This is a genomic window from Butyrivibrio sp. TB, assembly GCF_900110805.1.
In the GTDB taxonomy this organism is placed as follows: domain Bacteria; phylum Bacillota; class Clostridia; order Lachnospirales; family Lachnospiraceae; genus Butyrivibrio; species Butyrivibrio fibrisolvens_C.
The window spans coordinates 1-26,405 of sequence record NZ_FOER01000016.1 but is presented as its reverse complement, the minus strand read 5'-3'; the positions used below and the strand labels follow the sequence as shown (position 1 = coordinate 26,405).

22 protein-coding genes are annotated in these 26,405 nt (G+C 39.0%); 13 read left to right on the top strand and 9 right to left on the bottom strand.

Annotated features, from left to right (window positions below):
• The first annotated feature begins 166 nt into the window (after positions 1 to 166).
• The 3 genes from BMX21_RS11530 to BMX21_RS11520 all read left to right on the top strand — a co-directional run bounded on the left by BMX21_RS11530 (position 167) and on the right by BMX21_RS11520 (position 4,016).
• Positions 167 to 955 carry a hypothetical protein gene (locus tag BMX21_RS11530; protein WP_143057250.1) on the top strand — a complete coding sequence of 263 codons (789 nt, stop codon included), beginning with the start codon at positions 167 to 169 and terminating at the stop codon, positions 953 to 955.
• On the top strand, positions 956 to 2,545 hold the full coding sequence (locus BMX21_RS11525) for a M23 family metallopeptidase (protein WP_092044477.1): 1,590 nt from the start codon (positions 956 to 958) through the stop codon (positions 2,543 to 2,545).
• Positions 2,546 to 2,723: 178 nt separating this feature from the next.
• Positions 2,724 to 4,016 (top strand): UDP-N-acetylglucosamine 1-carboxyvinyltransferase, encoded by a 1,293-nt coding sequence (locus BMX21_RS11520; RefSeq protein ID WP_092044474.1) that lies wholly within the window; start codon positions 2,724 to 2,726, stop codon positions 4,014 to 4,016.
• Positions 4,017 to 4,136: 120 nt separating this feature from the next.
• Here the strand turns inward: BMX21_RS11520 and BMX21_RS11515 are convergent, their stop codons facing one another.
• Positions 4,137 to 5,243: an acyltransferase family protein gene (locus BMX21_RS11515; RefSeq protein WP_092044471.1), complete on the bottom strand. Its 1,107-nt coding sequence runs from the start codon at positions 5,241 to 5,243 to the stop codon at positions 4,137 to 4,139.
• Positions 5,240 to 6,325: an HD-GYP domain-containing protein gene (locus BMX21_RS11510; RefSeq protein WP_022755374.1), complete on the bottom strand. Its 1,086-nt coding sequence runs from the start codon at positions 6,323 to 6,325 to the stop codon at positions 5,240 to 5,242. Before BMX21_RS11510 ends, BMX21_RS11515 begins: the two co-directional genes overlap by 4 nt.
• Positions 6,326 to 6,549: 224 nt before the next feature.
• Here BMX21_RS11510 and BMX21_RS11505 point away from each other — a divergent pair, with 224 nt between their 5' ends.
• The 3 genes from BMX21_RS11505 (at position 6,550) to BMX21_RS11495 (ending at position 11,453) form a co-directional block, all read left to right on the top strand.
• The gene (locus BMX21_RS11505; RefSeq protein ID WP_092044468.1) at positions 6,550 to 6,927 is read left to right on the top strand and encodes a hypothetical protein; all 378 of its coding nucleotides are present in this window, start codon (positions 6,550 to 6,552) and stop codon (positions 6,925 to 6,927) included.
• A gap of 204 nt (positions 6,928 to 7,131) precedes the next feature.
• Positions 7,132 to 9,324, top strand: a complete 2,193-nt coding sequence (locus BMX21_RS11500; RefSeq protein WP_092044465.1) for a glycosyl hydrolase 53 family protein — start codon at positions 7,132 to 7,134, stop codon at positions 9,322 to 9,324.
• A 146-nt stretch (positions 9,325 to 9,470) separates the two neighbouring features.
• Complete coding sequence (locus BMX21_RS11495) at positions 9,471 to 11,453, top strand: ATP-binding protein (protein ID WP_092044462.1); 1,983 nt, start codon at positions 9,471 to 9,473, stop codon at positions 11,451 to 11,453.
• A 74-nt stretch (positions 11,454 to 11,527) separates the two neighbouring features.
• Here BMX21_RS11495 and BMX21_RS11490 read toward each other — a convergent pair whose 3' ends face one another.
• A complete protein-coding gene (locus tag BMX21_RS11490; RefSeq protein WP_177174019.1) occupies positions 11,528 to 12,547 on the bottom strand; it encodes a diguanylate cyclase domain-containing protein in 1,020 nt (339 codons plus the stop codon).
• Positions 12,548 to 12,779: 232 nt separating this feature from the next.
• Here BMX21_RS11490 and BMX21_RS11485 point away from each other — a divergent pair, with 232 nt between their 5' ends.
• Complete coding sequence (locus tag BMX21_RS11485; RefSeq protein ID WP_092044456.1) at positions 12,780 to 13,148, top strand: Hpt domain-containing protein; 369 nt, start codon at positions 12,780 to 12,782, stop codon at positions 13,146 to 13,148.
• On the opposite strand, the gene BMX21_RS11480 is transcribed toward BMX21_RS11485, so the two are convergent.
• On the bottom strand, positions 13,138 to 14,361 hold the full coding sequence (locus BMX21_RS11480) for an NHL repeat-containing protein (protein WP_092044453.1): 1,224 nt from the start codon (positions 14,359 to 14,361) through the stop codon (positions 13,138 to 13,140). The two genes, BMX21_RS11485 and BMX21_RS11480, sit on opposite strands and share 11 nt — an antisense overlap.
• Positions 14,362 to 14,539: 178 nt before the next feature.
• On the opposite strand from BMX21_RS11480, the gene BMX21_RS11475 reads away from it, so the two are divergent.
• Complete coding sequence (locus BMX21_RS11475) at positions 14,540 to 15,574, top strand: glycosyltransferase family 2 protein (protein ID WP_092044450.1); 1,035 nt, start codon at positions 14,540 to 14,542, stop codon at positions 15,572 to 15,574.
• Between the two features lie 71 nt (positions 15,575 to 15,645).
• Here BMX21_RS11475 and BMX21_RS11470 read toward each other — a convergent pair whose 3' ends face one another.
• From BMX21_RS11470 to BMX21_RS11455, 4 genes are all read right to left on the bottom strand, one after another.
• Positions 15,646 to 16,140, bottom strand: a complete 495-nt coding sequence (locus tag BMX21_RS11470) for a COG2426 family protein (RefSeq protein ID WP_092044616.1) — start codon at positions 16,138 to 16,140, stop codon at positions 15,646 to 15,648.
• 140 nt (positions 16,141 to 16,280) lie between these two features.
• On the bottom strand, positions 16,281 to 17,333 hold the full coding sequence (hisC, locus tag BMX21_RS11465; protein WP_092044447.1) for a histidinol-phosphate transaminase: 1,053 nt from the start codon (positions 17,331 to 17,333) through the stop codon (positions 16,281 to 16,283).
• A gap of 117 nt (positions 17,334 to 17,450) precedes the next feature.
• Positions 17,451 to 18,191 carry a LytR/AlgR family response regulator transcription factor gene (locus BMX21_RS11460; RefSeq protein ID WP_177174018.1) on the bottom strand — a complete coding sequence of 247 codons (741 nt, stop codon included), beginning with the start codon at positions 18,189 to 18,191 and terminating at the stop codon, positions 17,451 to 17,453.
• Positions 18,192 to 18,278: 87 nt separating this feature from the next.
• Positions 18,279 to 19,289 carry a LacI family DNA-binding transcriptional regulator gene (locus BMX21_RS11455; protein WP_092044442.1) on the bottom strand — a complete coding sequence of 337 codons (1,011 nt, stop codon included), beginning with the start codon at positions 19,287 to 19,289 and terminating at the stop codon, positions 18,279 to 18,281.
• Between the two features lie 330 nt (positions 19,290 to 19,619).
• On the opposite strand from BMX21_RS11455, the gene BMX21_RS11450 reads away from it, so the two are divergent.
• From BMX21_RS11450 to BMX21_RS11430, 5 genes are all read left to right on the top strand, one after another.
• Positions 19,620 to 20,606, top strand: coding sequence for an adenylyl-sulfate kinase (locus tag BMX21_RS11450; RefSeq protein ID WP_242952912.1), 987 nt, complete (start codon positions 19,620 to 19,622; stop codon positions 20,604 to 20,606).
• Positions 20,607 to 20,617: 11 nt separating this feature from the next.
• Positions 20,618 to 22,282, top strand: coding sequence for an alpha-amylase family glycosyl hydrolase (locus BMX21_RS11445; RefSeq protein WP_092044439.1), 1,665 nt, complete (start codon positions 20,618 to 20,620; stop codon positions 22,280 to 22,282).
• A 190-nt stretch (positions 22,283 to 22,472) separates the two neighbouring features.
• Entirely contained in the window at positions 22,473 to 23,783 is a 1,311-nt protein-coding gene (locus BMX21_RS11440) for an ABC transporter substrate-binding protein (protein ID WP_092044436.1), read from the top strand.
• 304 nt (positions 23,784 to 24,087) lie between these two features.
• Positions 24,088 to 25,143 carry a carbohydrate ABC transporter permease gene (locus BMX21_RS11435; RefSeq protein ID WP_022754174.1) on the top strand — a complete coding sequence of 352 codons (1,056 nt, stop codon included), beginning with the start codon at positions 24,088 to 24,090 and terminating at the stop codon, positions 25,141 to 25,143.
• The gene (locus tag BMX21_RS11430; RefSeq protein ID WP_027203198.1) at positions 25,143 to 26,012 is read left to right on the top strand and encodes a carbohydrate ABC transporter permease; all 870 of its coding nucleotides are present in this window, start codon (positions 25,143 to 25,145) and stop codon (positions 26,010 to 26,012) included. Before BMX21_RS11435 ends, BMX21_RS11430 begins: the two co-directional genes overlap by 1 nt.
• A gap of 205 nt (positions 26,013 to 26,217) precedes the next feature.
• On the opposite strand, the gene BMX21_RS19545 is transcribed toward BMX21_RS11430, so the two are convergent.
• Positions 26,218 to 26,405 (bottom strand): hypothetical protein (locus BMX21_RS19545; protein WP_207647643.1); only part of this gene is annotated, 188 nt, incomplete at its 5' end.

The following is a 26,405-nucleotide window of genomic DNA, read 5'->3' as shown; positions in this document are numbered from 1 at the left end:
AGACATGTTTTATGTATAAAATATGAACAAGTAGTAAAGACTCAGTTAACGTGCACAAAAAATAGTCGCATCTTTAGAAAGTACTGTGCAATATTCACAAAAATCTACACTTGTTTTTGGAGGTACAGCATTGAAAAAAGACAGCAGGACATGGGGAGAAAGGATAGTGGATAATATAATGGATAAGCTTGCAGATAAGATAAGCGCAGCAGAAATGATCAAGGCTAATGCAGCAGCTGAAGCTGCTGAAACACAAAGGCTTCGTACACAGACCCTGCAGTATCAGGAGGAGATGGAAGCAATTCATAAAACTGCGGATGAACTTACAGCTTTAATGAACAAAATATCCTCGAAGCTTGATGATAATACAAAAGATACAGATAATGCCGAGAACAAAAAGCTTCTTGAAAATATAAGTCAGAATATAACTGACGGTAATAAGACACTTTTAGAGTCCCTTAGCGGCGGATTTGAAGACAGCAACAGAGCGCTACTTGATGCTCTTGGAAGAGGAATAGAAGATAATAACAAGAGTCTTTATGATGCCTTTAATAATGGTATAGAAGATAAGAATAAGGCATTTATTGAATCTCTTTATAAGAGGCTTGATGAAGAACACAAATATACTCATGATATTGGTGTTCAGGTCTACAGGAATGTTCAGGCATCATCACAGGATGAGAATAAGAAACTCACAGAAGATATTATAAAGCGTATCCTGGATGAGAATGATCATCTTGCAGTGAGCGTTGCAGATGAGACTTCAGGTCAGCTTCAAAGAGCATTTGAAGGCCTTTCTGAGAAGCAGAAAGAACTGTCACACAAGATAGAAGAACTTCAGCTTGCAATAGACAAAAATCATGCATGTACAACTGTCAGCGTCATCACACTGATTGCTGTGCTGATCGGTATAGGCATTAATGTATTAAATATTATGGGGTTTTTACATTTTTAAATGAAACATATTACCAGACATTACAGAAAAATAGGATATTGGTTCATAAGAGCATCACTTTTCTTTGCATTTGTATGGCTGTTTTTTATACCTAGTTTTATCAGAGCTGATTTTTCGGAAGATAATATTTTTTATGTTACTCTCAATGGTGAAAATGTAGGAATTGTTTCATCAGAAGATCAGGCTTATGAATATCTAAGGGAAGCAAGAAGACTTTTACAGCTTGATAATACTGAGCTTGTGCTTGCTAAGGCAGATATTGAGATAACAGGTGATCATGTCGTATGGCAGAAGATGGATAGTTCAGATGATGTCATAAACAGGATGAAAAATGCTTTGGTGCAAAATGAAAAGGATACGCTTAAAAGGTGCTATACGATTAAGATCAACGATTTCTATGTTAATGTAGCATCCAAGGAAGAAGTATTAAAAATCCTTAATGCAGCACTTGATAAGTATGATTATGACGATGAGTTCGAAGCTACACTGATACTTGACCCTGACAGAGAGGTCAATGTCCTTACTACTGAAGTTGTTTCTTCTGTAGATAACTATTTTGATGTATCAGGTTCTATAAGTGAATTTAAATCTTATGGAATAGCAGCTTATCTTGATGAAGTATTCATGGAAGATACAGAGCTTTCATCAGATGATATGGATTTTGATGATTATGATCTTGGTGTTAAGACTCTTGATTTTGGTGACAAAGTAGAGGTTGTAGAAGCATATCTTCCTGAGAGTGAGCTTACTGATCTTGCATCTGTCATAGAAGAAGTAACCAAAGATCAGGAGACTAACCAGATATATGAGGTTCAGAGCGGAGATACACTGGGATCTATCGCAGCCAAATTCAATCTGACTGTAGATGATCTTGTTGCAATGAATCCGACTATTGAAAATGAAAACTCAATCATAAGAGTTGAAGATGAGATCATTGTAACAGTTCCGGAACCGGAGCTTACAGTTGTAAGAACTGAGCTTGAATATCTGGAAGAGGATTATCAGGCTGAGGTTCAGTATGTGGACAATGATTCATGGTATACAACCAAATCTGTTGTCTTGCAGGAACCTTCAGATGGACGTCACAATGCCATAGTTCTTAATTATTACGAGAATGACAAAGAGGTGTCTCAGGAGACTATCAAAGAAGAGGTAATCTACGAGGCTGTTGCCAAAATAGTTGAAAGAGGAACAATAGTACCTCCTACATATATTAAGCCTATTTCTGGCGGAAGACTTAGTTCGGGATTTGGTTATAGATCAAGACCTACTAAAGGCGCCAGCACTTACCATAAAGGTGTAGACTGGGCAACTCCTGTTGGAACAGCAGTTATGGCTTCTTCAGGAGGCGTTGTCTCAAGAGCGGGATGGGGATCAGGATATGGATATGTTATCTATATAGATCATCCCGATGGAAGACAGACAAGATATGGACATTTGTCCAAGATTTTGGTATCTGTCGGAGATCATGTATCCCAGGGGCAGAAGATAGCTCTTAGTGGTAATACGGGTGTAAGTACCGGTGCACATCTTCACTTTGAGATTCTAATTAATGGAGTTCAGGTCAACCCGCTCAATTACTTGTATTGATAAGGGTGATGCCCCTTTAACCAAGATAAAAACAAAGTTTAGTGTATGTGCTGTTTGAGTTGCAAAAAGTGCTATTCGTTGCTATAATACTTTTTTGTGCGAGTAGTTGTTGAAAGCATAGTATCATAGTATCAGGCAGAAGTGGCAAAGACGCCATGTATGCAGATGAGAGAGAATTATGGAAAGATATGTCATTAAAGGTGGTAATCCGCTTGCAGGTGAAGTTGAGATAGGCGGTGCTAAGAATGCAGCGCTGGCTATTTTGGCTGCAGCGATCATGACTGATGATACAGTATATATTGACAATATGCCTGATGAAAGGGATACCAACATTCTCCTTCAGGCTATGGAGAGCATAGGTGTTTTTATTGAGCGCATAGACAGACACAGTGTTAAGATCAATGCTTCCCATGTATGTAATCATACGATTGAGAATGAGTTCATTAAGAAGATGAGGGCATCATATTATCTTATTGGAGCTCTTTTGGGCAAGTATAAACATGCACAGGTTGTTCTCCCAGGTGGATGCGATATAGGACTTCGCCCTATTGACCAGCATATTAAGGGCTTTAATGCACTTGGCGCAACTGTTAATATCGAGCATGCTATTATCAATGCAGAGGCAGAGCAGCTTGTAGGTAGCCATATATATCTGGATATGGTATCTGTGGGAGCTACTATCAATATAATGCTTGCAGCTTCTATGGCCAATGGACAGACTATTATTGAGAATGCTGCCAAGGAGCCTCATGTTGTTGACGTAGCCAACTTCCTTAACAGTATGGGAGCTAATATCAAGGGCGCAGGTACAGATGTTATACGTATAAAAGGTGTTCAGAAGCTTCATGGTAGTGAATATACTATTATTCCTGATCAGATAGAGGCAGGAACATTTATGGTAGCTGCCGCTGCTACAAGAGGCGATGTTATAGTCAAGAATGTTATACCTAAGCACCTTGAGTCTATTTCGGCTAAGCTTATCGAAATGGGATGCGTGATTCATGAATCTGATGATGCAGTAAGAGTAGAGGCAAGAAGACGTCCTATAGCTACACATGTTAAGACTCTTCCTTATCCGGGATTTCCTACAGATATGCAGCCTCAGATAACCGTAGCTTTAGGCCTTGCAAGTGGCATCAGTATTGTTACAGAGAGTATTTTTGAGAATCGTTTCAAGTATGTTGATCAGCTCATGAGAATGGGTGCCAATATTAAGGTTGAGGGAAGCGCAGCAATTGTCAATGGCGTAGAGAGATACTCCGGTGCGGATGTATCAGCTCCGGATCTTCGTGCCGGAGCAGCACTTGTAATCGCCGGACTTACAGCTGATGGTTTTACTACTATAGACAATATTCATTATATCGAAAGAGGATATGAAGACTTTGATATCAAGTTGAGAGAACTTGGTGCCCAGATTGAGAAAGTTAATACTGACGAGGAAGTCAGGAAATTCGAACTTAAAATGGCATAAAATTAGTAAACAGCTTTAAAGCATCACATGATTGATAGCTTTAAAGCTGTTTTTAACTGTCAGCAATGTGAATTGCTAACAGTGTGGCGTATGTTTGGCAAGTGCGAAGTTTGAATTACTTTATTTACCTGGCCGGATTCCCAATGTTACAGGGAGAATTTTTTTCTGAATTTTGCCAGCAAGCAGACATAGGATGATCACAAGGATGGCGGGGACGATAGCTGCAATAAGTGCTGCCGGAGTATCAGGATGATCAAGTATATTAGAGAACTTACCTATTAGTGTCTGAAATACTATAACAGGATACTTGTTCCATAAAAGTATAGGGAGAGTATTCATTCCTGTATATGTTATCGCAGAAAACTTTGATCCAATTAGGCTTCCGGCATACAGATAGCTAGTAGCATAGCATATAGCACTTAGGAAATATAGTATAAAGCTAATGCCGTATTCATCAGTTCTGGCGCTTGTCTCTCCGTTGAGATATGAAAAAACTAATGCAAGAACAAAAAAGAATATAGCCCTTATGGCTTTGCATGTTAATAGTCTATTTATCAGTCTTTGTATAGCATTATGGCAGGTATGATCTGAAAATATTGTGGCAGATAATACTGAAGGCGCTATGACGATACCTATCTCGGTAAATATCACGTTGCATAGCGCAGTTTCTATATGCCAGCAAAGTGCGATGCCATTTAATTTCCTTGTAAGATACAATCCTATAGATAGACAAAAAAGACTAAGAATGATCCTAATAATAAGGCTGTGGAAACGGCTCTTTTTTAATTTGGCTACGATTGTCTCTATCAGATAGACAAGTAGCATGATCACCATAAGGCAAGGAAGGAACCATAGTGAATTATTCCATTTCATATGGCCGGATTTACCACTGCCATAGAGCAAGAAGAGAATATTAGGAAGTACTTTGGTTGTTGCTATATCTTCATGAAGAAGATTAGACGCGTATCTTCCCAAAAAAGCAAATATAATGATACTTATGACTCCGGCAAACAGGTAAGGTACAACGATGGTTTTTATTTTCTTTAAAATGAAGTTCAAAAAAGATGAACCATGATGGTAGGTGATTCCTGAAAGAAGGAAAAAGACCGGTACAGCAGCAGGAACAAAATAAGTAAAATAGCGGCCGTCCCTAAGCACGTGTGCCAGAACGACCACAAAAATAGCAAAAGCTTTAGCGTTATCAAGTGTATAATTTCTAGTTTTCATATTATTTCTTCGATGTATAGATCTGGTGTCTGTGTAAGGTCTATATACTTGTCACCAATACGGATAGTAGGCCTTGAAAGATGGTTTCTGTTAATAAATACGATATCGCCTTCAAGCCTGTTATTAAGACGGACACGGTTCAAAAGGTAAGTATTAACAATGTTACTGAGGAAGGTCATGATAGCGTTGGTATCGTATTTCTGAAGTCCTTCACTTTCAAAAAGCGATATTGCAACAAAAGGACACAAAGGACCGCGGTATACTCTTGCACTTGTCATAGCATCATAGACATCAGCGATAGCAACGATCTTGGCAAAAGGATCTATCTGAGGTCCCTGAAGATGAAGGGGATATCCTGAACCATCGCAGCGCTCATGATGCATAAGAGCGGCGTTCTTGATATGAGGATCAAGATTGGATTCCTTTAATATCTTATAGCCTTCCTGTGGATGAGTCTGTACAATTGTATACTCATAATCTGTAAGTTTAGCCGGTTTGGTAATGATCTGCTCAGGGATGACAAGTTTGCCTATATCATGAAGAAGACCTGCGGTAGTCAGAGTCATTATATCTTCTTCAGACATCTTGAGCCACTGGCCGGTGATATTACTAATAAGCGCAACATTAATACAATGAGTATATGTTGCGTCATCGTATTGACGCAGTGAATGCATCATATCAAAAACATTCGAAGGACCATTGGTGGAATTTATAAGATCCATTACTGGAGCTGTAAGAGCATCAACGTCAATAGGCTTGTCGTTATGAACAACATTATTGATATTCTTTTCAAAATCAGATGCAGCAGCCTCAAAGTCCTGCTTGAACTGTTTGAACTCCGTTGTTTGCTGGAGCCTTTGGGCATAAGAAAGAGTCTGGAGTTCATCAATAGATGGCTGGGATACTTCTTCTATTTCATCTTCAACAAGTACATTGACAGTAGAATAGAACTCCAGCTTGGCAATTGACTTATCATCCAGGACAGCGCCCTTTGGAAGAATAAGCTGGTCATTATTGTACGTGTAAACATTTTCTGCAAGGACCATGCCCGGCAGCAGATTAGAGGTCATAGTACGCTTCATAAAAAAGTGTATCCTCCTAAAGATGGAAATGTACACAAAACCACAATTTAATTATAGATTCACGTATCTCAAAAGTCAAAACTGTAAATAGTGTACAAAAAATCAAAAGATACATTGACCAAAAGGCAGAAAAACAGTAAAAACATTACCAAGCTGTTGATAACTGTAAGATATGTGGGATATACTTATTACGTACGTTTAGGGGATGTAGAAAGGTACATTACATGAAAAATAGTAAAGATAGTCGCAGTGCGGCTGATGTTCTAGATCAACTTAGAAAAGAGCATTTTTCTTTTTCCCAGGTCAATCCGGATATATTTCCTGACTTTCAGGCAAATGACAGATCCACTATGTTTTTAAAGGCCAAATGGGAGAAATCCGACAAAGCGGAGCGTGTTATGATACTACAGTCTCTTTTGGAGAATGAGAAGGCCAAACAGAGAAGGTTGGAGGAGCTTATAGAAGAAGCTCAAAGATGCCTTGATGACAATGAGAAGAAGATTGTAAATGAGAGGAAAAAGCATCTTCGTACTCTAAGGTATGGCAGGACACCTGCTATTTTTATAAAAGATAATGATCAGAAAATGGAAGCTGCAGACTGATAGCATTATGCAATCAGTTGCAGCTTTTTTTGTTGTAATCTGCATAGCTGCCGGATTATAGCGCAATGAGTTGCGCGCAGATTTGGGGATTTTTGAGAATTAAAATAACGAAAAATTGCTGTATCATAGAATCTGAGAGGTCATTTATGAGAGTACGCTCATAAAGCAAAATATAAGGTATATAAGACCGGCAAGGGGGCTCTAATGAAAAATAAGTTCAGTAAAAATCTGATAAGGACAACGTCAGTATCTATGGCTGTTTGCTTATCATTATCTGTGACTGGATGTGGTGCTATGTCACAAAGTGATGATCAAAATGCCAGTGTAAGCACCGGTGAAGCTTCAGGAACTGCTGATATTGAAACTTCTGGTGTTGGTGCTTTTGATACAGCTACGGTATCAGATACAGCCGAGAATACGGTAGAAAGCAAGGAGGAACATGTGGACGATTCCAAGGCTATAGAACTTAAAACTGTAGATACAGATGGTAACAGCTACAAGGACAGTAGGGTATATGTACAGAAGATTGACGGATTGTCTGATGATTTTATGCGCGGAGTAGATATATCTTCATATCTTTCTGAAGAAGAAAGCGGTGTGGTATTCAAAGATTATGATGGGAATGATATTGATAGCCAGGGATTCTTTGATCTATTAAGTGATAGCGGAGTCAATTATATAAGAATCCGGGTCTGGAATGATCCTTACGATGAAGATGGCAATGGTTATGGCGGCGGTAACTGTGATATAGACAGGGCTGTTGTTATGGGACAATATGCTACAAATGCAGGCATGAAAGTGTATATAGATTTTCACTATTCTGATTTTTGGGCAGATCCTAATAAACAGATGTCGCCAAAAGCATGGGATGGCATGAGCATATCAGAAAGAGAAACAGCACTTTATGACTATACCAAAGAAAGTCTCCAAAAGCTTAAAGATGCAGGAGTAGATGTTGGACTTGTAGCTATTGGTAATGAGACAGATCCCGGAATGGCAGGTGTCACATCGAATCATGAAAAATGCAGACTGTATAGCGCGGGAAGCAGAGCTGTACGTGAAGTGATACCTGATGCTTATGTTGCGGTTCACTATTCCAATCCTCAGCGTGATTATATGGAAATAGCTAAAATGCTGTCTGATGAGGATGTTGACTATGACGTATTTGCAACATCATATTATCCGTATTGGCATGGAACGCTTGATAATCTTACACAAACTCTTAAAAACGTTGCTGATACTTATGATAAAAAAGTTATGGTTGCCGAGACTTCATGGGCTTACACACTGGATGACGGAGACGGATCAGGTAATACAGTTGCCAAGGGAAGTAATGATGATGATAGTGAGTACTCGATCTCAGTCCAAGGACAAAGTGAAGTGATAAGAAACGTTATAAAAGCAGTAGCCGATGTAGGCGAAGCCGGAATTGGAATGTTCTACTGGGAACCTGCATGGATACCTGTTAACGTATATGCAGATACTACAGACAATGCAGAGCAGATATTGAAAGAAAATACCATTGCCTGGGAAAAATATGGATCAGGCTGGGCTTCAAGCTATGCAGGAGGTTATGATCCTGATGATGCAGGAAAGTATTATGGAGGAAGCTCATGGGACAATCAGGCACTTTTTGACTTTGCAGGATATCCTCTTGATTCTTTAAAAACATTTGAATATGTATATACAGGTAATGAGATAGAAGGAATGGAATTTGAAGGCGCGATAACACCTGCCGAAGTAACAGTAAGCCTTGGAGAAGATATTGCATCATATCTTCCTTCCACCGTCAAAGGAGAATATACAGGCGGTGCAAGACTTGATCTTCCTGTAGAATGGGATGACTGCTCTGACATTTCAGAATTTGGTGAATACAAAGTATTTGGTACAGTTACAGATATCCTATCGCAGGATGAGAATAATACGTCAAGAGTCATCATTAAAGTCAATGTACTCCCGGACAGTCTTCTTATTAACAGCGATTTTGAAACAGGAGACGATAGCGGCTGGGAGATTTCCGGAAACGGTGCCTGGGTAGATTCTGAGGATGTATTTCGAGGAGAGTATGGACTTCATTTCTGGTCTGAAGCTGAAGTTATGTTCACAGCATCACAGAACTATATTGCAGCAAAGTCCGGTAATTATACAGCATCTATGATGATCCAGGGAGGAGATGCCGGAGATGACCAGGAGATTACGATCACTATAACCAATAACACAAAGGGCACATCAGTAACGGCAGATACTACAGTAACAGGATGGCTTGAATGGACCAATCCTACAACAGATACGCTGGAAGTAGAAGAAGGAGATGAGCTTACAGTAACAATTTCTGTAAAAACAGCTCCTGGCGGCTGGGGTACAATTGATGATGCTTATCTGTACATGGTCAAATAGAATAAAGCCAATACTATTTGCCTAAAAACTATCATAATGCTATATTTAACTCAGCGAAGGAGTCATCTTTCGCTGAGATTTTTATTTTTTGGTTACATAATGAGGTGTGTGTCAAAATAATGTGTGATCATCTTTAAGGAGGCCCGATGTCAGGCACAAAACTTCTCATGGATTATAATATTGATCTTGATCTTGTAGGCGCATTTCTTCTTGCCTTTATATATACTGTCATGAAGGTGCGTTATTCAGAAACTCCTGAGAATCAGAAGTATAGAAGATTTATTGTTTGTTCATTTCTTACAGCAGTATTTGATATGCTCAATGCTCTTTGCATCAGCAACGCAAGTACGTTCCCTATCATTGTATGTAAAATTAATTATTTTATCTATTACATGTGTCAGATAATGATGGCATATTATATCTGCTCGTATATAGCAAGTCTTATCGATCTTCGTACAGGTAATCATGATTATAAGTCCAAGATGATACCTTCAAAGATTCTGGTTTTTGTAGCCGGCATTACTATGTCATTTAATCTTTTCTATGGATTTTTTAATGATTTTGATCATCAAAACGGATACACACATGGACCTTTTTTCTTCATAATGTTTGCAATGCCGGTTTGTATGACTTTGTACTCACTTGTGCTTGTGGCACTTGGCAATCTGGTATTATCTATTCTCGAAATACATATCATGGTCTTTTTCTATTCATTTGTAATTGGAGGAGTTGCATTAAGAAGTTTTATACTTGTTAATTATATGCTTGATGAGTTGTTTGTAGCATTTGGCGCACTTGGAGTTCTGTTTCTGTTAGAGACGCCTGATTACCGAAAGCTCATGGAGACTATGAATAGTCTTGACAAGGCCAGAAGAGATGCTGAAAATGAAAAAAATATCTCGAACAAATACAGAATTGAAGCAGAAAAACAGCGCGATATAGCTCAAAGCGCAACTAAAGCCAAGGATAATTTCATCATATCTATGAGCCATGAGATAAGGACACCTATCAATGCAGTTCTGGGAATGAATGAGATAATTTATAGAAATGAAAAGGATCCTGAGCTCAAATCCTGCGCAGAGTCAGCAATTATGTCAGGCAATACGCTCTTGTCGCTTATAAATGATATTTTAGATCTGTCCAGGATCGAGTCCGGCAATATGGAACTTATTGAAGAAAAATATGATGTAGCTTCACTTATACAAGACAGTTGTAATATAATACGCGACAGAGCAGAGAAAAAGAATCTTAAGTTCTATCTTGAATGCAATGAGAATGTCCCGGGAAGCCTTATAGGAGACATGGTCCGTATCAGACAGGTCATAGTCAACATGCTGACCAATGCTGTTAAATACACCGACGAAGGCAGTGTTACCATGAAGGTTGCCTGTTATAATGAAGACTCCAGAGCGAATCTCATAGTCAGAGTGATCGATACAGGAATAGGTATAAAAAAAGAAGATATAAATAAGGTGTTTGAAAAATTCGGCCGTGCTGAAATGACCAGGAATGCCAAGGTAGAAGGAACCGGTCTAGACATGCCACTTAGCCGTGATATCTGTAAAGCTATGGGCGGAGATATAGAAGTAGAGAGCACATATGGAAGTGGATCTGTTTTCACAGCATTTTTCCCCCAGAAGATTGCAGATTCAAGGCCTATCGGTAAATTGAGCGTTGATAACAGAGGAAAAGCAAGTATCAGAGAAAGATATCATCTTTTTGAAGCTCCGGATGCAAGATTATTAGTAGTAGATGATACTAAGGTTAACCTAAAGCTCTTTAAGAAACTTATAGAGCCTTCTCGCATTCAGGTTGATACAGCTCAAAGCGGAGATGAAGCTTTGCAGCTGATAAGTAGATTCGAATATGACATTATCTTCATGGATCATCTCATGCCTGTAAAGGACGGAGTTGAGACCTTCAAAGAGATGCAAGATCTTCCTGATAGTCTTAATAAGGATACTCCTGTTATCATGCTCACTGCCAATGTTATGACAGGTATGAGAGAAGAATATCTTGAAATTGGATTTAAGGATTATCTTCCAAAACCCGTAAAAGGGGAGAAGCTTGAACTTATGATCATGCAGTACCTTCCCAAGGACAAAGTTACTGTGATACAGGAAGCATAAGTTAAGAATAAATAAAAAAGCCGAAATGATTGGTGCATCGACCGGTTCATTTCGGCTTATATCTTTTTTGGCGATCAAATCTGGAGCTCGGGTTCTTCAACATCTAGATCTTCAATCTCATAAGACAGTGTGCAGATCTTACTGAATTCATCAAACCAGTTCTTCATAACACGTTCTGCAGCAATCTTGCCATTGTCAGTGTTAGTTCCCGACAAGAGCACCAGATACTGGTTTCTGCCATACTGGGCGGCAACATCACCTACCCTGAGTGTATGACCTATGAGACGCCCGAGCTGACGCTCTAAGTTTATGATACTGATGCTTGGTGTATTTCTGCTTATAGAAAGAGTAAAAAGAACCAGCTGATAATCAATGTCTATTCTCTTTAGATTACGTGTAAGGAATCTATACAGACTCTTGAAGGATGCATAATCTACAAGATAAGCACCTCTGTCGAATCCGTCTTCATCTATCATAGACCTGATGGAAGAGATGTTAACAATTCCATGATGTTTAGAAACTTCATGGATACTGCTAACACCATCCTCATAGATGAGGAAACCATGCTTGGTATGCTGCTTTACATAATAAAGGGCTTTGTCCGCATGGCCCATAAGAGTTTTCAGGTCATCGCCATTTATACCCGAAATAGCAATGCCTATGGAAGCTGAAATAGTCTGACCCATCCTTTCATCAACCATGTCGCTAAGAAGATATTCAACCTTCTCGATAATCCTGCGGCTTCTTTCAGAAAGAGAATCGGGATCCGTAAAATTACGGTAAAATATAATAAATTCATCTCCTCCGAGCCTCATCAGAACATCACCGTATCTGACAAAACTCTTAAGTATTTCAGCAAAGCGCTTAAGAATACTATCACCCATGGCATGACCATAAGTGTCATTAACGCATTTGAAATGATCAATATCGATCATTAGAAGAGCACCAGACGGATCGTCGCTTTTTAAAATATTGTTGATCTGCTGTTCCCCACTTGCTCTATTAATCAATCCCGTTAACGAATCAATGTAAGAATAAACTGCCATTTCCTGATTTTTCATCTCCTGAGCAGGAGGTTCGTTCTTCCTTCTCATGCGCATTCTCCTGACGTATATGCCATCTGCCGTGCAGATGGCATAACAATCGAAATATAATAAAAACCCCTACTACAATTATAATAAATTAGCCTAATATATATTTCTATATTCCTTGTTTAAAAAAGCATTGAACGGTAATGAAAAAAATACTGCATAGCTATATAATAACCTAAGTAGTATTATTGACTAAAACTTCCGGATGGTGCAGTAATAGCAAAAGAGGTTATACATGGACATAAACAAAATAATATCTCAGATAAAAGAAATAGAAGGAACAGACATAGAGACAGCGCTTTCATACTGCGCAGATGATGAAGAAATCTATGTGGAGACAGTGCAGGATTTTATTGAAGATGACAGAGGAAGTGCAGTCAATGAGGCTTTTATACAAGAAGATATAGATTCATATCATATCAACACACATGCACTTAAGAACCTGTGTTATACAATAGGCCTTGTCCCTCTTGGAGACAAAGCCAAAGAACTTGATGATGCAGCTAAGGCCGGAGACTTTGGATATATCAAAGCTCACAATGATGAGCTTATGAAAGAATACACGGATACGGTAAGCCGCCTTACGGCAATACTTAATAAATAGCTGTAGATGATGTTATATGTCCCGAAGTATCTGTATCAAAACTCCATATAGCATGGTCTGTAAGTCTATGCTCTGTAAGATACCATGTATCATTGATCAGTCCCATGTAGTATGGAGTTCCGCCGCCTACAAAGTACTTGTCATAGACAGTTTCGTAGTTGCCGCTTGATATATCCTCAATAGAAGGAGCACAGATCATAGTGGCAGCGTCCTGATTTCCATATATATCCGTTGATACAGTTATGTAGAACATATCACCTATATGCTCCAGCTGAACCATACCGGCTATATTGTCAGGGACATTATAACTTTCCTTTCTGGAAAAAGAATAAAGATCGTATTTTAAGATCTGCGATGCATAGTTACTGCTACCGTCTGCAGGAAGTCCTGATACAAAATACAGATCCCCATCATTAATTGTAAATGACCTGACATAAGTATCACTTAGTCTTTGTATAGTAATGACATTTGTAAGATACATACGAGTGTCATTTTCTTTGTGCCTGAATATATACATCTCGCCTGAATAAGAGCTCCAGCAGTAGAATGCATCTGTATCCTTGTTGTAGACAATGTAGTGGGGCTTATTACCAATTTCATTAAAAATCTGTGTAAGAGTATATCCATCACTTCTTTTTTCAAAGACAAGAACCCGGTTATTCTCTGTGTCATCAGCAAGCATTACAGAACCGTCAGATACAATGGTATGCCCCAGAGAATATCCACTTGAAGCATTGTCTGTAAGTACAGACCAGTCTGTAAGAGGAGATGTAAGATCATCATTGTAGATTATCTGTGAGTGATAGCAGTCTACGATATAATAATTCCCATCTATAAAAGTGATATCCGTGGGAACTGACAAGGTTGGATATATATTAATTGAATTAGAAACAGAAGAACCTTCTACAAGCTCCGACATTTTTATATAGTCTGATCCGTCGAAATTATCATTAAGGATAACTGATCCGTCAAAAGGCTCTCCATTATTTAATATAGTAGTATTATCAGCTTCTTCGTAAGTATCATTATTAGGAACTTTTGCTCCTGATTTTGTTATATCAGCCTCTGAAGCAGTATTAGCCTGGCCGGAGGATGTAACTGTGTCTGAGCTATACTTGCATCCTGAAAGGGTTATTGTTACAAGAAGTAAAGCCGATAATAGATGTGAAAAGGTATGTCGGCTTTTATTATATGTATTTAAAAAGTATATCATTACTAACCTCATGCCTTAAGCAAAGTAAGCAGTTAATGGTTCAAATTGATGTCACTTACTTTGTCAGGAATTAATCTTATTGAATTGTCTTTTGATCCATACGTCATTATATAACGAAAAGGCAATTCCTAAACAGTCCTATTTTCCAGATCTTAATAAATGGTCAGAAAGGATGATCATGGTTACATTTAGTTTATGCATGATAGTCAGAGATGAAGAGAAGAATCTTAGAAGGTGCCTTGACTGCCTTAAAGATCTTATGGATGAAATGATCATAGTCGATACTGGTTCTACTGATAAGACAATAGAGATTGCAAAGTCGTATGGAGCAACCGTTTATAATTTTAAGTGGATAGATGATTTTGCTGCAGCAAGGAACTATGCCTTTTCCAAGGCAACCTGTGATTATATCTACAGCGCAGATGCAGATGAAGTGCTAAATAAAAAAGACATAGAACAGTTCCAAAAGCTAAAGGAGGTTATGGACATCTCTGATGATGAGCCTTCGATAGACATAGTACAGATGTACTACTGCGGGCAGACCAGTGGAAAGGGCAGGAGCGTATACAATTTTGACAGAGAGTTAAGACCTAAGCTTTTCAGACGTTTAAGAACATTTATTTGGGAAAATCCTATTCACGAACAGATAAGAACTGAGCCTTTAGTATTTGATTCAGACATTGAAATTCAGCACATGCAGTCAGAAGATCATGCTTCCCGTGATCTTGCCATATTCAGAAAGGCGATTGATAACGGATATGTAGTCTCATCCAAATTACTGGATTTTTATGCCAGAGAACTCTATATGGCGGGAACGACAGAAGATCTAAAGGCAGCAGAAAAGTTTATGATAGCGGTTACAGAAAGTGAAAATGCAAGCGTTGAAGACATAAGGAAAGCCTGTTTGATCCTTGCAAAGAGCGCAAGAATTTCAGGAGATGTAAGTAAGCTTATGAAGTTTGCTCTTAAAGAAGTATCTTCCGGCTGTGCCAGCGAGATGTGCTGCGAACTTGGGGATTACTACCTTGATAACGGGGACCCGTCAGAAGCAAGCCTATGGTTTTATAATGCTGTATACGAGCAGACTCCAATGCTGGATATACGAGCAGGAGGAGACAGACCGCTCTTATCACTTTCAAAGTGTTATAAACTCATGGGCAATCAGGAACTTTCTGATGAGTATGTAAGGAAAGCAAATGAGTGGAATAAATGAGTTAATACAAAAAAGAGTCAGCCTCTTTTGACTGACTCTCATAATCTTTGACAAGTACTCATTAAGTTTGCTTATATAAAAGCAACTCCAAGTAGTAAACTTACAACACTCATGATGATACCTGCAAGAAGAACACCGAGGATTACAGCGATAACGCTTGACTTGAAGTCCATATCAAGAATACTTGCTGCAAGTGTTCCTGTCCATGCGCCTGTTCCGGGAACAGGAATACCAACGAAAAGAAGAAGTGCAACAAGTAGACCATTACCGGCTTTAGCTTTAAGCTTTTCGCCTCCCTTATGTCCTTTTTCCAGACAGAAAGTGAAGAACTTGCCGATTACCGGTTTATCTGCGCCCCATTCAAGAACCTTTCTTGCAAAGAAGAAGATAAAAGGTACAGGGAGCATATTTCCAAGGATTATCAGTATGTAAGCAAGCGGCATATTCAGTGACAATCCTGATTTTGCAAGCACTGCATCGAACAGATATGCAATCGGGATGGCTCCTCTAAGCTCTATAAGAGGTAGCATTGATACTATGAAAATAACAAGGTAAATTCCCCACATCGGGGCATTCTGAAACATTTCTACAATTGCGTGACCCATTTTAAATCTAAATCTCCTGTAAATTTTGTCATACCAAGGTGCGATTATCCGATTATCTTGGATATAGCTGTGATCTAAGCATCACACCTAAAGCATGCGAGTTATTTAAGATAATCCTTTAAAAAGGCGATAAGTCTGTCCATCTGTTCATCTGTTCCAATGGAGATTCTCAGATAGTCTTCAATCCTTGGCGCATTCCAGTGTCTTACATAGATTCCGGCAGCTTTAAGTGCGCAGAAAAGTGACTGCCCCGAAATATTCTCATGCTTTGCAAAAATAAAATTGGCCTGAGAGTCAGGGAATGAAAATCCCAGAGATTTAAGCTCACATTTGACACGTCTTCTGGTCTCCATGATCATATGGCAGGTCTTTTTAAAGTATTCATCATCTCTTACTGATGCAGCTCCCAGCTCAAGCGATGGCATATTCATCGTATATGAGTTAAAAGAAAACTTGGCATCATTTAGGTATTTTATCAGCTTTTTGGATCCAAATGCAAATCCTATTCTCATTCCCGCCATAGCCCTTGATTTGGAGAATGTCTGAACAACAAGAAGGTTGTCATATTTGTCTATTAATGGAAGAACACTCTTGCCACCAAAATCGATATAGGCTTCATCAATGATCACAACAGAGTCAGGATTATGAGAGATTATATCCTCAATCATGGACACATCTTCCAGAACACCTGTTGGTGCATTAGGATTTGGGAAAATAATACCACCATTTTCTTTCAGGTAATCCTCCTTAACTATGCGGAAGTTGTCATCAAGAGGACATCTCTTATATGGAATGTGGTACAGATCTGCCCATACATCATAAAAAGAATAAGTGATATCCGGGAATAATATAGGCTTATCTGAGTTAAAGAATGTCAGAAAGGCCATAGAGATAACATCATCAGATCCTACTCCTACGAATATCTGATTAGAAGGAACTTTGTAATGATCGCTTATAGCATCTACAAGCTTTGATGCACATGGATCAGGATAGAGTCTGAAGTCCTCGTATTTCATAGCAGCAAGAAGTTCTCTTACTTCAGGAGCAGGAGGATAAGGACACTCGTTAGTATTTAACTTGATGATATTGGCTTCTTTGGGTTGTTCACCCGGAGTGTAAGGAACGACCTTGCGGACGTTTGCTTCCCATGACATGGCAGTTCTCCCTTCTAGATGGCTTGTTGTTATAATATTCGTCAATTTATTCGTAATAAACTAATGCATTATCGTAGCACTGAATTTGATCAAAGATGAACATGTCAGCACGCTTAATCAGTTGTAATGATTGGCTCTGTATAATTCGTATGCTTCAAATACTTTTTCTTTGAGCTTGGGACTTATCCTTAGTTCTGAACCACCGCGCATGGTTATAACGTTACCATTGATATAATTGATCCTCGGGATTGCAACGATCTCAAACCTGGACACCTGAACAAAACTGTTAGTAGGAAGCTTCTCCTGAACAGCAGACAGAGCCATATAAGTAGACACATCACCCTTCATAGTATGGATAACTATCTTACGACCCTGAGTTTCGATATATATGATGTCACTAAGGAATATCTTGGTCTGAATACGTTCACTATTTACAGTTATAGAACGGGAATAATTGATACGCTGTACAGCCTTGTCCATAACACGAACAAGACTATCGTACTTGACAGGTTTTTTAAGATAAGAAAGAGCCTCAACCTCAAAAGCTTCTGCAGCAAATGAGTCGCTTCCTGTCATGAAGATGATCTGACTCATTTTGGAAAACTCACGAAGTTTCCTGGCTGCTTCGATGCCATTTTGAGTGGGCATAAGTATATCAAGAAGGATGATATCGGGTTTCTTATTTTTAAGATACTCGGAATAATCATCCTGGCTTGTAATATCTGTTACATTGTAGTCAAAATCGCGTTCATCGAGATATTTGGTGATGAGTTTGTGATGCAGATTTAAATCTGTCATATCATCATCATAGATCATTATCTCAAGGACGGCTTTATTAGTTTCGGCCAAATCGCTCATAAAAGTCATTCCTAATCAATTGAAACCTTCATTTCGTCGTACATTTTAGCACATTAAAGGATGTGGTTCAATATATGGAAGCATTCATTATAAGGTAGTTCCACCATCGACGAAAGTTACGGGAAGATCTGTAACACTTGAAACCTCCTGGCCCTTGATCATCTTAAGAAGCATTTCGATACCTGTTTTGGCTATTTTATCAATAGGCTGTCTTATAGAAGATACTATAGGCTCGCCTGTAATAAAATCAGGCATGCCGTCAAAACCTATCACCTGTACATCTTTAGGAACACTAAGCCCCATCTTCCTAAGTTCATCACATATAAGATAGGCCAGATGATCAGATGAAGCAAAGATTCCATCGTAAGCAAATTTCTGATCACCATCAGATGGTGTGAGATAGCTGTGGATGAGTTTTTTGTAGGACTTTGAAGGGTACATGAATCCTGTGTCGGCCATATTATAGTCCATAAAACTAAGTACATTATGGTTTACACCTTTTTCACTGCAGAATCTGTTAAAACCTGCTATACGTTTGGTAGGCTCACTTTCATAATCTGTTCCTGCCCAGAAACACAGGATGTTCCTGCATCCTTTTTCATATAAAGTCTTGGCAGCAAGATAACCGCCTGCTTCATTGTCACAGGATATACAAGGAATCTTGCCTCCGAAATGTCTGTCGAATGCAACCATAGGAATATTGAGCCTTTCAGGTTCAACTATTTTAGAATAGGTTACGCCGAATATTCCATCTACTCTTGAATTTGCAGCCATGGATATATATGAATCGATCTTACTTGAATCATTCCTTGAAATGCAGATAAGCATTCGCTTGCCGCGTTTATTAAGCTCTTTTTCTATAGTATCTATCATGGGTGGGAAAAGAGCATTTTGAAGCGTCGGCACTATGACCAGAATATCATTGGTCTGTTGGGCTTTTAATCCATGCGCATTGGGATTGAGCTGATAATGAAGCTTTTTGATTGAAGCTTCGACTCTCTGCCTATATTCATCACTTACGTGTATACCATTTATAACTTTAGAAACTGTACCTAAAGATACACCCGCATCTTTGGCAACATCTTTAATAGTAGCCATATACTTTCTCCAAATCTTAAAATGCGCTTATATACTAATATTGAAACGTTTTAGTGTTACTAATAAATGATATCATTGCGGATAATTACTAACAATCAGACAATAATGCCAAAAAAATATTAGAAATTTGTACAATATTACAGCTTTACTTTGGAAAGTCATTTTGCTATTGTGTAAATGTGCTAAGGGGGATTCGAATAAAAAGAAGAATCAAAGCATGTTTTTTTAGAGAAGAGAATGAAACGTTTCATTCAAAAAGGGTATAGCACTGATCATACAAACAAGACAGTGTTGAAATGGCCTTGGGTAAGGCCTGAAAGGAATCATGAAATGAACGAAACTTATAACAGAGTAACCAAACAGTCCGGATATGGTGAAAAGGTTCTTTCCATTCTTCCATGGAACAAGGTAACAGTTCCGGAAGACAAGAACATCCCACATGGTGATATGCCGGGAGATAAGATTGAAATCGAAGATGGTCATATTACCAAAGCAGAGATTATTTTTCCGGAGCTTGTAAAGCTAATTGCCAAGGCAGCAGATTCCAATGAGTACGGAAGATGTGTTATAGCAGTTTGCGGAGGCTCAGGAGTAGGAAAATCTGAGATTGCTTCTTTATTAAGTTTCTATTTAAATGCAGCCGGAATCGGTAGTTATACTCTTTCCGGTGATAACTATCCACACAGAATTCCTAAATATAATGATGCTGAGCGTCTTCATATATTCAGAGAAGCCGGTGTAAGGGGTATGGCTGATGCAGGATATATGAATGCTGAGAACTTTGCTATCGTCCAGAAATGGCAGCAGGCAGATGATGATGCAAATGCTGAGCATGTCAATGAATACGCATGGTTTAAATCATACATAGATGCAGGCAGCAAGGCTCTTGCAGGATATCTTGGAACACCAAACGAAACAGACTTTGACGAAGTCAGCACCATAATAAGAGCATTCAAGGATGGTGCAGATACACTTACACTTCGCCGCATGGGAAGAGATGAGAGCGCTCTTTGGTATGAAGATGTTGATTTTACTGACAAGAAGGTTCTTATCATCGAGTGGACACATGGAAACAGTGATTATATCGATGGGGTAGATATTCCTGTTCTCCTTAACAGCACACCGGCTGAGACACTTGCCCACAGAAGATCCCGTGCAAGAGACGGCAAGGTCGACAGCGCATTTACAACACTTGTTCTTAATATAGAGCAAAGAGAGCTCCACTCACAGGCACATAAAGCTAAGATCATCATTTCCAAGGATGCAGAGCTCATAACATTCGAGCAGTATTCAGCGCTTATGGATAGCCAGTTTTGAGAGGTGCAGGTATGAATAATAAATATACAGATAACGGACCAATGCTTAATGCCTATCCCGATAGTATAGGCGGAACACTTGGCGATATAGTTTCATTTCTTGAAAAGCCCGAACTTAAGGATGTATTCCAGTCTTTCTATATCCTTCCGAGTATTTTCAATACAGACCTTGATAGAGGTTTTTCTGTAATTGATTACAACATAAATGAAGAGCTTGGTTCAAAAGAAGACATTGAAAGAATCAAGAAGCTTGGAGTTGACTTAAAGCTTGATTTCATTCTTAATCATGCATCAGTCCTTTCACCACAGTTTCAGGATCTTTTAAAAAATGGTGAGAAGTCCAAATATGCAGACTTCTTTATTAACTGGAACAAGTTCTGGGACGGTTGCGGAGATATGACCAAGGATGGTTATGTTCAGCCAAGAGAAGAACTAATAAAAGATATGTTCTTCAGAAAACCCGGACTTCCGATACTTATGGTCAGAATGCCTGACGGAAGAGATGTTCCTTACTGGAATACATTTTATCAGGAAGTTAAGTATCCAAGATTTGATGCTATAGATCTTCTGTCCAAGATGAATATGCAGTATCTTACAGCACAGAAGCTTTCAGAGCGCATCAATACAGAACTTGATAATGGCAAGAAGCCTTCAGAGATTGATTTTACAGGCTTTGAGAAATATCGTGATGATGCTATAGATCTTCTTGAGTCTAATCGTAAATATCTTGGTCAGATGGATCTTAATATCAAGTCAGACATTGTATGGGAACATTATGAAAATACACTCAAGACTCTTTCTGAGTATGGTGCTAAGATCGTCCGCCTTGATGCATTTGCATATGCACCTAAGGAGCCTGGTAAGAAGAACTTCCTCAATGAGCCTGACACATGGGATGTACTTGCTAAAGTCAGAAAGCTTGCAGATAAATATGGAGTAAGACTTCTTCCGGAGATTCATGCAAGCTACGGAGAGAAGACATATAAGAAGGTAGCAGACATGGGCTACATGACATATGACTTCTTCCTTCCGGGACTTTTAATAGATGCTATTGAGAAAAAAGATGCAACAACTCTTATGAACTGGGCTAATGAGCTCTACACAGATAAGATCCGTACAGTCAATATGCTGGGATGTCACGATGGAATCCCGCTTCTTGATCTTAAAGGTATCTTAAGCGATGAAGAAATTCAGAATCTTATAGATACTGTAGTAGGAAGAGGCGGTCTTGTTAAGGATCTTCATGGCAAGAAGAATATGTACTATCAGGTTAATGCTACATATTACAGCGCGCTTGGTGAAGATGACAAGAAGATGCTCATGGCAAGAGCTATCCAGATGTTCATGCCGGGTAAGCCACAGGTATGGTATCTTGACCTGTTTGCAGGCAAGAATGATATGGAAGCTGTAAAGCGTTCAGGAGCAGGCGGGCACAAGGAGATCAACAGAACCAATATCATGCCTTCAGAGATAGCGCAAAAACTTGAACAACCAGTAGTAAAAGGGCAGCTTGAACTTTTGAAACTTCGTAACACTTTCCCGGCATTTGGTTTTGATTCTAAGTTTGATTATAAGTGTAACGGTTCAACTCTTGAAATGAGCTGGACTGGAAATGGTCATACAGCGAAGCTTAAAGCTGATTTTGAAACAATGGAATACGAAGCGGTAACGGAATAACGTAAAAGCATAAACCACCAGATAATAACTCAAAAATATAATGGTGAATATAACGAAAAACGAACGAAAATTCACTAAAAACTTGTACATAATTAGTGGGAGTGGTAGCATTATTATATGAACTAGCATAAAAACGTGATAATGAAACGTTATCGTTCGTGATTATGCCAAACATAAAGGAGGATTTCTTATGAAAAGAAAATTACTTGCAACACTGCTTGTAGGTACAATGGCAGTTGCCATGACAGCCTGCAGCTCATCTGACACAAATGGTGGCAATGCTCAGAACAATGAGGGTGGTTCATCTGATGCATCAGCTACAGGATCTTATGATGCGATCCGTCTTGTAAATGGTAAACCTGAGGTTGATACTCAGCTCCAGGCTCTTGCAGCTAAGTACAAGGAAGAGACAGGCAATGAGATCCAGATCGAATCAATCGGCGGCGATACATCAGCATCTGACGCTCTGAAGGGGTACTTCCAGGCTGGTAACATGCCTGACATCTTCGTATCAGAGACCAACCAGTTCGCAGATTGGGATGGTTACCTTGCAGATCTTTCAGGAGAAGCTTGGTGTGACAATACTCAGTATGAGTATGTTGATGAGAAGATGGGAACAATCGGCTATCCTTACATGGTTGAGGCTACAGCTGTCGCTTACAACGCTGATGTTCTTGAGAAGGCTGGCGTAGATCCTGCATCTCTTACAAGCCCTTCAGCTTACGAAGAAGCTTTTGCTACAATCGACAGCAAGAAGGACGAACTTGGTCTTACAGCTGTTATCGGATATTGCGCAGAGCCTAACAACCTTGGATGGTCAACAGGTACACACATCTTCGCACAGTACCTTGATTCAGGTCTCAAGGCAGATGATACAACATACATTGATATGCTCAATGATGGTGGTAAGATCGATGAGGCTCGTATGACAAGCTTTGCCAAGTTCATCGGAATGTTCAACAAGTATTCAGATCCTGAACTTCTTGTTGACGGAACATATGATAATCAGGTTGGTAACTTCGCAGCAGGTAAGTATGCATTCGTTACTCAGGGTTCATGGATCGGTGCATCTCTTACAGCTAACGAGAACTACTCCGGATTCAAGGTAGGCTTTGCTCCTTATGCATTCGAAGATGGTATGGATACAATCATTGCAGGTCCTTCATCTTACTGGGCAGTATACTCAGAAGGTAACGTAGAAGCAGCTAAGGCATTCCTTAACTGGTGTGCAGGCGATTCTGCTCAGAACATACTTGTAAATGATGCTGGTTTCATCAGCCCATTTGATGATTGCAAGTATGAGCCTTCAGATCCATTCGCAGCATCTGTTATCAGCTACATGCAGGCTGGTAAGACATCAGGATGGCACACATTCCTTAAGAAGTCAGGTCTTGAGAATCGTACATGTCAGGTATTCGCTGACTATGCTAAGGGCTCTATTGATGAGAGCGGATTCGTTACAACAATCGGTCAGGTTATCACTGACTATTATGCTGAATAAGCATCTATTTCCTTGAAAGAGGATCATCGCAAGTTATTGCTTGTGTAAAGTGGGCGGCGCTTAGACTGCGCCGTCCCGTTTTAAAATAAAGTGTCAGATCACATTTTTCTATATGATCTGATGTGGGAAGCTTTAAATCTGGGATTATTTCGGGGGTTGTTTTACGCATCTCGTTTTGGGCCTTATTACATAATAAAGGGTGACTGAAACTTATTATTTAATAACTTCATTGAAGAATTTTATTGGGTAATAAAGCGTAAAACGATGATTTTTATACCATTGAACCAAGGAGGTCATAGAAAGTATGAATATACTCTCACCTGTAAGAAGGATTACATCTTTCGTATGTCTTATAGCAGGAATCGTTATGTTCGTAGCATCGCTTTACATGGATATTTTCAAAGTAAAGAATGATGCAAGGGGTACACTTCTCGTTGTAGGCGCAATTCTTATAATAGCAGGACTATACTTTTTTCCGACACTTAAACATCACAGAACTATAATTAATATATTGTTCCTGTTCCCGCTTCTTTTCACATTTGCGGTAACAGTTATCATTCCGCTTCTTCTGGGTATCTATTACTCATTTACTGACTGGAATGGAATCAAAATGACAGAATTTGTTGGCTTTGCAAACTATAGCAAAATGTTTAATCAGCCGGCTTTTATCTGGTCTATCATATTAACATTCCTTTTTGTTATATTTAACATGATTCTTGTAAATCTGGTTGGATTTTTGCTTGCACTTTTGTGTACAACCAAGATCAAAGGACTTGGATTTTTCAGAGCTTCATATTTCCTTCCTAACCTTATAGGTGGTATCGTACTTGGTTATATATGGCAGTTCATATTTGCAAATGTTGTTACTGATCTTTTGAACCAGCAGTGGTCATGGCTTGCTAATTCCAATACAGCATTCATGGCTATCATAATCGTATATATCTGGCAGTATGCAGGTTATATCATGCTCATCTATATCACAGGTCTTACAACAGTTCCAAGAGATGTTCTGGAAGCATCTGCTATTGACGGAGCAGGAGCCCTTCAGACACTTTTCAAGATCAAGATACCTATGATTGCATCTACAATCACTATCTGTACTTTCCTTACACTTACGTCTGCATTCAAGCAGTTTGATGTAAACCTTGCTCTTACAGGTGGTAAAGGATCCATAGCTAGTTTCATGGGCAAGTATCTTTCTAATGGTACAGAGATGATAGCACTTAATATCTATACAACAGCTATCAATGACAGAAGCTACTCACTTGGACAGGCTAAAGCAGTATTGTTCTTCATAATACTTGCTACAGTATCAATTCTCCAGGTTAGAATATCCAATAAGAAGGAGGTAGAAATGTAATGAATAGAGAACCCAAAAAATCTACCCTGATAATAGAGTTCATTATAGCTGTTGCAATAGCAGCATATGTTTTATTCCCCTTCTTCATCGTTGTGATCAATTCATTTAAGTACAATACAGCAATTGCTGAAGACCCGATCGGGTTCAAAGGTGCTTCATTTGATCAGTTCCTTTCAAATCTTGACGGCGTAGTTAACAACGACCACTTCAAATTCTGGAATGCATTTGGTACATCTGCGATCATTACAGTAGTATCACTTGTTCTTCTGGCTATGTTTGGTGGTATGGCTGCCTGGGTCATCTGCCGTAACAACAAGAAAGTATGGGCTAATATAATATATTTTATATTCATCGCATCCATGATCATACCTTTCCAGGTTGTTATGCTTCCGCTTATTTCAACATTCCGCGATGTTGGTAAATTCATCAATATTCAGATGCTTTCATCAATTCATGGTATCATCTTTGCATACTGTGGTTTCGGCGGAGCTATGACAGTGTTCATCCTCAACGGTTTCATTAAGGGTATTCCTTTTGAGCTTGAAGAGGCTGCCTATATAGATGGATGTCTTCCTGAACAGGTTTTCTTCAGAATCGTATTCCCGATGCTTAAGCCTGTTATTATGACAGTAACTATCCTTAACGGTATGTGGATCTGGAACGACTTCCTTCTTCCTTCACTTATGCTTGGACTTAACGGTGAAGTTAAGACTCTTCCTGTAGCAGTACAGGCATTCGTTGGATCATATGTTAAAGATTGGAGTATGATCCTTACAGCAGCTCTTCTTGCGATCATACCTATGATCATCGTATTCCTTATCGGTCAGAAGCAGATCGTACAGGGTATGGTAGATGGTGCTATTAAGTAAAACAGACTTCCCATAAAAGTATTCCTATATATTTTCCTATAATAAAAGGCACTTGCCAAGGAGAATATAAGGTAAATAGTATAATAAATTATAATTAAGCCATATTTTAAGCGGAGTGTGCATTGATTATATATAATTAAACTTTATAATCAAACATTAAAGAGAGTTTCATATGATACATGAAACTCTCTTTTTATGTTTGGAATTACTGGGGCATATTATCGGCTATACTGCCAATCTCCCTTATATGGAGCTGATACATAACTCCCTCAAGCCTACCAATGTTAAAACCACATTCACTAGCTTCCTTGCGGCATTTCACAAGTTCATTGAACCAATGGCTATATTCGGAATCATTTTGTAATCGCTCTTTTGCGGCATATAATAATTCAT